The 7416-nt window shown below is 38.2% G+C and carries 6 protein-coding genes and 2 pseudogenes; 4 read left to right on the top strand and 4 right to left on the bottom strand.

Going from position 1 to position 7416, the window contains the following annotated elements; genetic code table 11:
- The 3 genes from MT391_RS13630 to cmoA form a co-directional block, all read right to left on the bottom strand.
- On the bottom strand, window positions 1-881 hold an 881-nt coding region (locus tag MT391_RS13630; protein WP_499498559.1), incomplete at its 3' end, for an IS110 family RNA-guided transposase.
- A 125-nt stretch (window positions 882-1006) separates the two neighbouring features.
- Window positions 1007-1993 (bottom strand): tRNA 5-methoxyuridine(34)/uridine 5-oxyacetic acid(34) synthase CmoB, encoded by a 987-nt coding sequence (gene cmoB, locus MT391_RS13625; protein ID WP_499498557.1) that lies wholly within the window; start codon window positions 1991-1993, stop codon window positions 1007-1009.
- 64 nt (window positions 1994-2057) lie between these two features.
- Window positions 2058-2792 carry a carboxy-S-adenosyl-L-methionine synthase CmoA gene (gene cmoA / locus MT391_RS13620; RefSeq protein WP_499498555.1) on the bottom strand — a complete coding sequence of 245 codons (735 nt, stop codon included), beginning with the start codon at window positions 2790-2792 and terminating at the stop codon, window positions 2058-2060.
- Between the two features lie 170 nt (window positions 2793-2962).
- On the opposite strand from cmoA, the gene aspS reads away from it, so the two are divergent.
- From aspS to MT391_RS13600, 4 genes and pseudogenes are all read left to right on the top strand, one after another.
- Window positions 2963-4744: an aspartate--tRNA ligase gene (gene aspS / locus MT391_RS13615; RefSeq protein WP_499498553.1), complete on the top strand. Its 1782-nt coding sequence runs from the start codon at window positions 2963-2965 to the stop codon at window positions 4742-4744.
- 451 nt (window positions 4745-5195) lie between these two features.
- Window positions 5196-5522, top strand: a pseudogene (locus tag MT391_RS13610) (amino acid--tRNA ligase-related protein); the annotation flags it as partial.
- 416 nt (window positions 5523-5938) lie between these two features.
- A pseudogene (locus MT391_RS13605) lies at window positions 5939-6052 on the top strand (hypothetical protein); the annotation flags it as partial.
- A 22-nt stretch (window positions 6053-6074) separates the two neighbouring features.
- On the top strand, window positions 6075-6242 hold the full coding sequence (locus MT391_RS13600; protein ID WP_499498563.1) for a transposase: 168 nt from the start codon (window positions 6075-6077) through the stop codon (window positions 6240-6242).
- 245 nt (window positions 6243-6487) lie between these two features.
- Here MT391_RS13600 and MT391_RS13595 read toward each other — a convergent pair whose 3' ends face one another.
- Entirely contained in the window at window positions 6488-7375 is an 888-nt protein-coding gene (locus tag MT391_RS13595; protein ID WP_499498551.1) for a cation efflux transmembrane domain-containing protein, read from the bottom strand.
- Window positions 7376-7416 lie beyond the last annotated feature (41 nt).

The raw sequence follows: 7416 nt of genomic DNA, 5'->3' as shown, positions 1-7416 counted from the left end.
CTTTTATCTATATGGCCAACAACCGCCATTGCACCAACAATTAATTGACTACGTAATTTGCCATGTTTAACACGGTTACCTATTGCACCGAGCTTTATTACACCACCAGATGAATATTGCTTGGGTGTTAGCCCTATGCACGCAGATGCATCTTTACCTTTCTTGAATAACCCCATATCACCGCATCCAAGCGCAATATATAAATTGATTGCATTAATTGCTCCAACGCCCTCTAGCCGTAACAATCGTTTACAACCTTCGTGTTGCTCAATGGAATTCTGTAATTGTTTATCATATTGATCAACGATTTTTCCTTGTGCAATAATATGATCATAAGCGACACGAATTACGTCTCTGCATTCAAAGGTGAAGCCGTTATCAGCATCTTCAAGTAGATTCCCTACTGCTGATCTTATCCCACCATTCCTACTTGATGAATGAATATTAAACTCTGCAAGTAAAGCAATTAATTGATTTCGCAGTGCAGTTTGGTGTTTTACTGCTAGATCTCTTAATTTCAACATGGTTTGTAACTGTTGTTGCTTATGAGTTTTTCCATTAATAAAACCAATATCTGCTAATTGTGATGCTTGTATAATTGCTAAAGCATCATTTTTATCTGTTTTTTGGTTCTGCCTGACAGTCGATACTAGCAAGGCTGAAATCAATAAAGCCTCATGACCCGCCTCTATCGCTTTTTGTTTCCAATAATTAGAGCCACTACATGCCTCAAAGATAATAGTTGTAGGCCTGTGTTGAAATAACCAAAGTAAAAATTCATCAGATGTCATTTCAATATTTGAATGCACTTTTTTATTTGTATAAATACAAACCTGAATTACTCTTTTTGCTAAATCAACACCAACTATTGTATTATCCATTACAGGACTCCTTTAATATTTTGTGTGGTAACAATAATATTACCTTACATGCTAATTGAGGTGTAGGGGGAGTCCAATTATCTACTTACCTACTTACCTACTTACCTACCTACTTACCTACCAAGCTAGTTTAGTGGTTTAACGGCTTTTTTAGCAATTAATAAAGCACGTTTCGGCGCTGGGTGACCTTCTACTGTTTTAGTCGCATCGTCTGGATCTAAGTAATCTTCTAAAGATTCATTTTTCATCCATGCTGTACTGCGTTGTTCACCGGTTAAGGTATCGTTAATATCCACAATACGTACATCTTCAAAACCACATTTTTCGACCCATAACTTTAGTGCTTTTGCGCTAGGTAAGAACCAAATATTACGCATTTTAGCGTAACGATCAAAGGGCACTAATACATCATTCTCATCACCTTCAATCACTAAAGTTTCAAGCACCAACTCACCACCTTCAACGAGTTGATCTTGGAGTTGCGTTATATGGTCCATAGGGGATTTACGGTGATACAAAACACCCATTGAAAATACCGTATCAAAGGCTTCCAACTTAGGTAATTCTTGAATGCCTAAAGGTAATAAATGCACATGTTGGTCTTTATTTGCAAAATGACGCACCGCTTCAAATTGGCATAAAAACAATTCACTTGGGTCAATGCCGACAACAAATTCAGCACCTTCACCGCGCATACGCCACATATGGTAACCACTGCCACAACCAACATCTAAAACATAACGATATTTTAATGGGCTAATATGCGGTAACACACGATCCCATTTCCAATCACTTCGCCACTCCGTATCGATATGTACGCCATGAATATGAAAAGGGCCTTTACGCCATGGATGAAACTTCTGTAATAAGTTCTCTAATTTTTTAGTTTCACCGGCCGATAATTCAGACCCATCACCAATACGTACTTCATCTTTGAGTTCGATAGCCTCACTTTTAATGTTTGGAAATTTATTTAATACGCGTATCCAACTGGCTAATGTGCCATGTACATGGATATTTTCCCATTCATGTAATTGCGCAGGTAATGTACGTAACCAATGGTTTAAACGGTTTTTAGCGATAATGCTGTAGAAGTTACTAAAGTCGATCATGTCATGCCTTGTTTGGTAATGTGTTTTATAGCTTTTTATTCTGTTACTTTTTAAAATTAAACCTTTAATCTTTAATGCTGATAATGGAGCCAAAATTAAAACATTGATACCAAAGGTTATTATGCTTAAAGCCCGCTTCTGTTAAACGTTGATAATGTTGCTCAACGGTATCTGAAATTAACACGTTATCTAATGATGAGCGTTTTTGGCTTATTTCTAGTTCGCTATAACCTTGGCTGCGTTTAAAGTCTAAATGCAAATCAATTAATAGCTGGTGGCTTTTAGCATCTTCAAAAATAAACTTCTCTGATAGGATCAAAACTCCACCGAGTAATAAACCTTCATAAATACTGGTTAATAAAGATAAGCGTTTTTCGGGCGTTAAAAACTGTAATGTAAAGTTAAGTACAACTACCGAGGCATTTTCAATCTTGATATTACAAATATCATCCTGCAACACGGTCACCGGAATATCGGATTTATAGGCATGAATATGTTGCTGACAAGATTCCACCATCGCCAATGAGTTATCAACTGAAATAATCCTACAGCCATTTTTATCGGTCAGGCCACGTCGCATCGATAAAGTGGCTGCGCCTAATGAACACCCTAAGTCATATAGGTTGGAATTATCGATGGCACAACGTTGAGTGATCATCGCAATACTATTAATAATGTTTTCATAACCCGGCACCGAGCGTTTGATCATGTCAGGGAATACTTGTACCACCTGTTGATCAAAACTAAAACTCTCTACTTTATCTAAGGGTTTGCTGAAAATATTGTCGGTTTGGCTCATAAGGGGACCTAATTATTTAAGGTTTAATAATGTGACTCATTGAGTATTGCTGCGCATTTTACTTAAATTGTGTTGCAGGGTCATTTTTTTATTTAAGCATATGACTCTCAGTGGTTTTCTTTTATAATAGCGGCAATTATTTTGTAACGTATTTAAAACAGGAATCGATAATGCGCACTATGTATTGTGGTGAAGTGACCGAGGAAAACATTGGTCAAGAAGTTGAGTTAGTAGGTTGGGTAAACAAGCAGCGCGATTTAGGTGGTGTAACATTCCTAGATATTCGTGACCGTGAAGGTATTGTACAAGTTTTCTTTGATGGCGATACGCCAGAAGCAACGGCAATCGCTGCTACTGCACGTAATGAATTTTGTGTACAAATGAAAGGCCAGGTGCGTGCTCGTCCTGAAGGTCAAATAAATAAAGACATGATAACGGGTGGCATTGAAATTCGTGGTCTTGAACTAGAAATATTAAATCGCTCTGAGCCATCTCCACTTGATAGCAATCAAAAGAACTCTGAAGAACAACGTTTACGTTACCGTTATTTAGATTTACGTCGCCCTGAAATGGCTGAGCGTATGGTATTCCGTTCTAAAGTAAGTAGCTTTGTGCGTCGTTTCTTAGATGATAATGGTTTCTTAGATGTTGAAACACCTATTCTAACTAAAGCAACACCAGAAGGTGCGCGTGACTATTTAGTACCAAGCCGTACACATAAAGGTCAATTTTTTGCATTACCACAATCTCCTCAGTTATTTAAACAACTGTTAATGATGTCTGGTATGGATAAATACTACCAAATCGTTAAATGTTTCCGTGATGAAGATTTACGTGCTGACCGTCAGCCTGAATTTACACAAATAGATATCGAAACTTCTTTCATGACTGGCGATCAAGTGATGGCTAAAACGGAAGAGATGATCGTTAAGCTTTTTGAAAAAATGCTAGATGTTGATTTAGGCGCATTCCCTAAAATGACCTATGCAGAAGCAATGCGTCGTTTTGGTAGTGATAAACCAGATCTACGTATCGATTTTGAATTAGTTGATGTTGCAGATTTATTAAAAGACGTTGAGTTCAACGTATTCTCAGGTCCAGCTAATGATGCAGATAGCCGAGTAGCTGTTATTTGTGTACCTGGCGGCGCAAAACTGTCTCGTAAAAATATCGACGAATACGGTAAATTTGTGACTATCTACGGTGCTAAAGGGTTAGCATGGATGAAAGTCAACGAAGCGGCGAAAGGGCTTGAAGGTGTTCAATCACCAATCGCTAAATTCTTAAACGAAGAAATCGTAGCGGAGTTACTTAAACGTACTAACGCACAAGATGGCGATATCATTATGTTTGGCGCAGACAAAGCAAATATTGTGGCTGAAGCAATTGGTGCATTACGTCTTAAAGTAGCTGAAGATCTTGGTTTAATTAAAGATGAGTGGAAACCACTTTGGGTTATCGAATTCCCAATGTTTGAACCACTTGAAGACGGTGCATTAACACCATTACATCACCCATTCACTGCTCCAATGAATATGACTGCAGAAGAATTAGAAGCAAGCCCAGTAGGCGCGATCTCTAATGCTTACGACATGGTATTAAATGGTTGTGAGTTAGGCGGTGGTTCTGTTCGTATCCACAAACAAGATATGCAAGCAGCTATCTTCCGTATCCTAAATATCTCTGATGAAGAAGCACAGGATAAATTTGGTTTCCTATTAGAGGCATTACAATTTGGCGCTCCACCACATGCAGGTTTAGCATTTGGTTTAGACCGTCTAGTAATGTTAATGACAGGTACTAGTTCAATTCGTGAAGTGATTGCATTCCCGAAAACAGCGTCTGCGGCATGTCCATTAACTAATGCACCGGGTTTTGCTAATCCAGCAGCGCTTGCAGAGTTGAATATTGCAGTTGTTAAAGTTGAGAAAGAAGAATCTAAAGAAGGTTAATCTTCTTTGATTTAGTTTTCTCTTTATAAAAAGGGAGGTGATGTTGCTAGTGATAGCGATGTTATCTCTTTTTTTTTATGTTTTTTTGGGGATGGGGGTATGTTGGTTCATCTGCGCTCATCGGGGCTATTTGATGTTTATTGGCAGTGGTTTCGCCCTGCCGGCGACCAAACTTTCTTTTATCAGAAAAGATTTTTTACCCACAACACGCAAAGAAACTGACCACCGAATCGCTTTCTTATCCAATTAATAAATTGCTTTTATAACGCACCGCCTCTTGCTGGACATCCATGGCAAGAACTAGCCTAAGCAAAACATCCTGTTTGGCTTTACTAAAATGAATGAATTGTTTGGGAAAGTTCAATGGTGGGGGAGTTGTAGCCAAGTTGAGTAAGGTTTCATTGTAACTATCTGATATTGCTTATTTCAATGGTTGGGTGTCCAGCACTTTACTGTACGTATCCACAAACAAGATATGCAAGCAGCTATCTTCCGTATCCTAAATATCTCTGATGAAGAAGCACAGGATAAATTTGGTTTCCTATTAGAGGCATTACAATTTGGTGCTCCACCACATGCAGGTTTAGCATTTGGTTTAGACCGTCTAGTAATGTTGATGACAGGTACTAGCTCAATTCGTGAAGTGATTGCGTTCCCGAAAACAGCGTCTGCGGCATGTCCATTAACTAATGCACCGGGTTTTGCTAATCCAGCAGCACTTGCAGAGTTGAATATTGCTGTTGTTAAAGTTGAGAAAGAAGAATCTAAAGAAGGTTAATCTTCTTTGATTTAGTTTTCTCTTTATAGAAAGGGAGGTGATGTTGCTAGAAATGGTGATGTTATCTCCCTTTTTTTGTCTTTTTTTTGTGTGTGTGTTGGTTCGTCTGCGCTCATCGGGGCTGTTTGGTATTTATTGGCAGTGGTTTCGCCCTGTCGGCGACCAAACTTTCTTTTATCAGAAAAGACTTTTTACCTACAACACGCAAAGAAACTGACCACCGAATCGCTTTCTTATCCAATTAATAAATTGCTTTTATAACGCACCGCCTCTTGCTGGACATCCATGGCAAGAACTAGCCTAAGCAAAACATCCTGTTTGGCTTTACTAAAATGAATGAATTGTTTGGGAAAGTTCAACGGTGGGGGAGTTGTAGCCAAGTTGGGTAAGGTACTAAAGATGTCGAAACAGCAGGTCGACACTATGTACGCTACTCTGGATATTTAAAAGATTGCCGTGTTTGCCCACTGCAAACTCAATGCATGAGAAAGAAATCCACAAAACAAGGTCAGCAAGTCCTATGCCAGTAAATAAGGAAAATGACTAGGTGCTATTGACCCTGCTTTCTTTAAAGTCAGGAGCGGTAATATAACAGTAAATAAAGGCATGAATAAATTTACGCTGCGCGGTCAAAAGAAAGTGAATAGCCAGTGGCAGATGTATTGCCTTGTTCATACTGTTACTTATAAATACGAGAAGTTAAGAAAAAGTTTACATTAAGCCAAGGGCAAAGCCCTTTAGCCTCAGTAATACAGTCTAATCCCCCTCATAACCGTCTTTACAACTCAATTTAATCAATCGTTTATTGAAAACTCAATAATCTATTTTAATCTCAACTAAATATAAAATACTGGGTTTCTATTAATTAAAATTTGGGCTGAGAATGGGGAATTCTAAAGCCTCGTTGTTTAATATTATTCTTTAAGCGAAAATTTTTACATATTAAGTATTACAAAAACAATAAACTAAGATTTCAATTGCAAGATACGTCTTGCACCATTGAGAACCACCATAGCAATGATGAAACCAATTATAAGATCAGGATAACGTGAACCAGTAAACGCCACTATCACTCCCGCAACTATAACTCCGACATTAGCAATAACGTCATTGGCTGAGAATATCCAACTGGCTTGCATATGAGCACCTGCGTCTTTTTTACTAAAAATTAAAAACAAACAAACAACATTCGCAAATAAAGCTAATAAACCAATGGTAATCATTAAGCTAGACAAGGGTTCACTACCATAAATGAAGCGCCTGACCACTTCGCTTAATGCGCCTAAAGCTAAAATAATTTGTAACCAACCTGATGCATGGGCTATTGAGAGTTTACCCTTAACACTTCGACCAACCGCTATAATGGCTAGCCCATAAACCGCAGCATCAGCTAACATGTCAAGTGAGTCTGCAATTAAACCCGTTGATTGTGCTATCCACCCTAAAATGATTTCTACAAAAAACATTAATCCATTAATGATTAATAACCATCGCAATACGTGAAATTCCTGAGCTTCATTGTCTTTTGCTGCCTCATGTATAGCTAACGTTTCTTCATGACTACTCTCTTTTGTGCTAGATAAGCTTGCACCATAAGAGAGTGATTCAAGCTTAGTGGTTATTTCTGCTAAATTATCATCGTGGTACACGGCAAGTTTTCGGTTAGGAATATCAAAGACTAACCCCACTTTTGGTTCAACATCTTCAAGTATCAAACGGATCATCCGCTCTTCTGAAGGACAATCCATTTTGGGAATAGTGAACTCACTGACAAATTTACCTGACAAGACTGCTTGAGTATCATTTTCGGGAGTAATTTTTGTTTGACATGAATCGCTACAGCATTTCGACATACTTAAATTCTCTGTTATTTCTCCGCAAAGGAAGAAGTGAA

The organism is Vibrio sp. 1-Bac 57, assembly GCF_037546855.1.
GTDB lineage: Bacteria > Pseudomonadota > Gammaproteobacteria > Enterobacterales > Psychromonadaceae > Psychromonas.
This window is presented reverse-complemented; position numbering and strand designations above follow the sequence as displayed.

Coding starts and splice junctions, on each gene's coding strand:
- cmoB (WP_499498557.1), bottom strand. CDS start 1,993: ATGATCGACTTTAGTAACTTCTACAGCATTATCGCTAAAAACCGTTTA.
- cmoA (WP_499498555.1), bottom strand. CDS start 2,792: ATGAGCCAAACCGACAATATTTTCAGCAAACCCTTAGATAAAGTAGAG.
- aspS (WP_499498553.1), top strand. CDS start 2,963: ATGCGCACTATGTATTGTGGTGAAGTGACCGAGGAAAACATTGGTCAA.
- MT391_RS13595 (WP_499498551.1), bottom strand. CDS start 7,375: ATGTCGAAATGCTGTAGCGATTCATGTCAAACAAAAATTACTCCCGAA.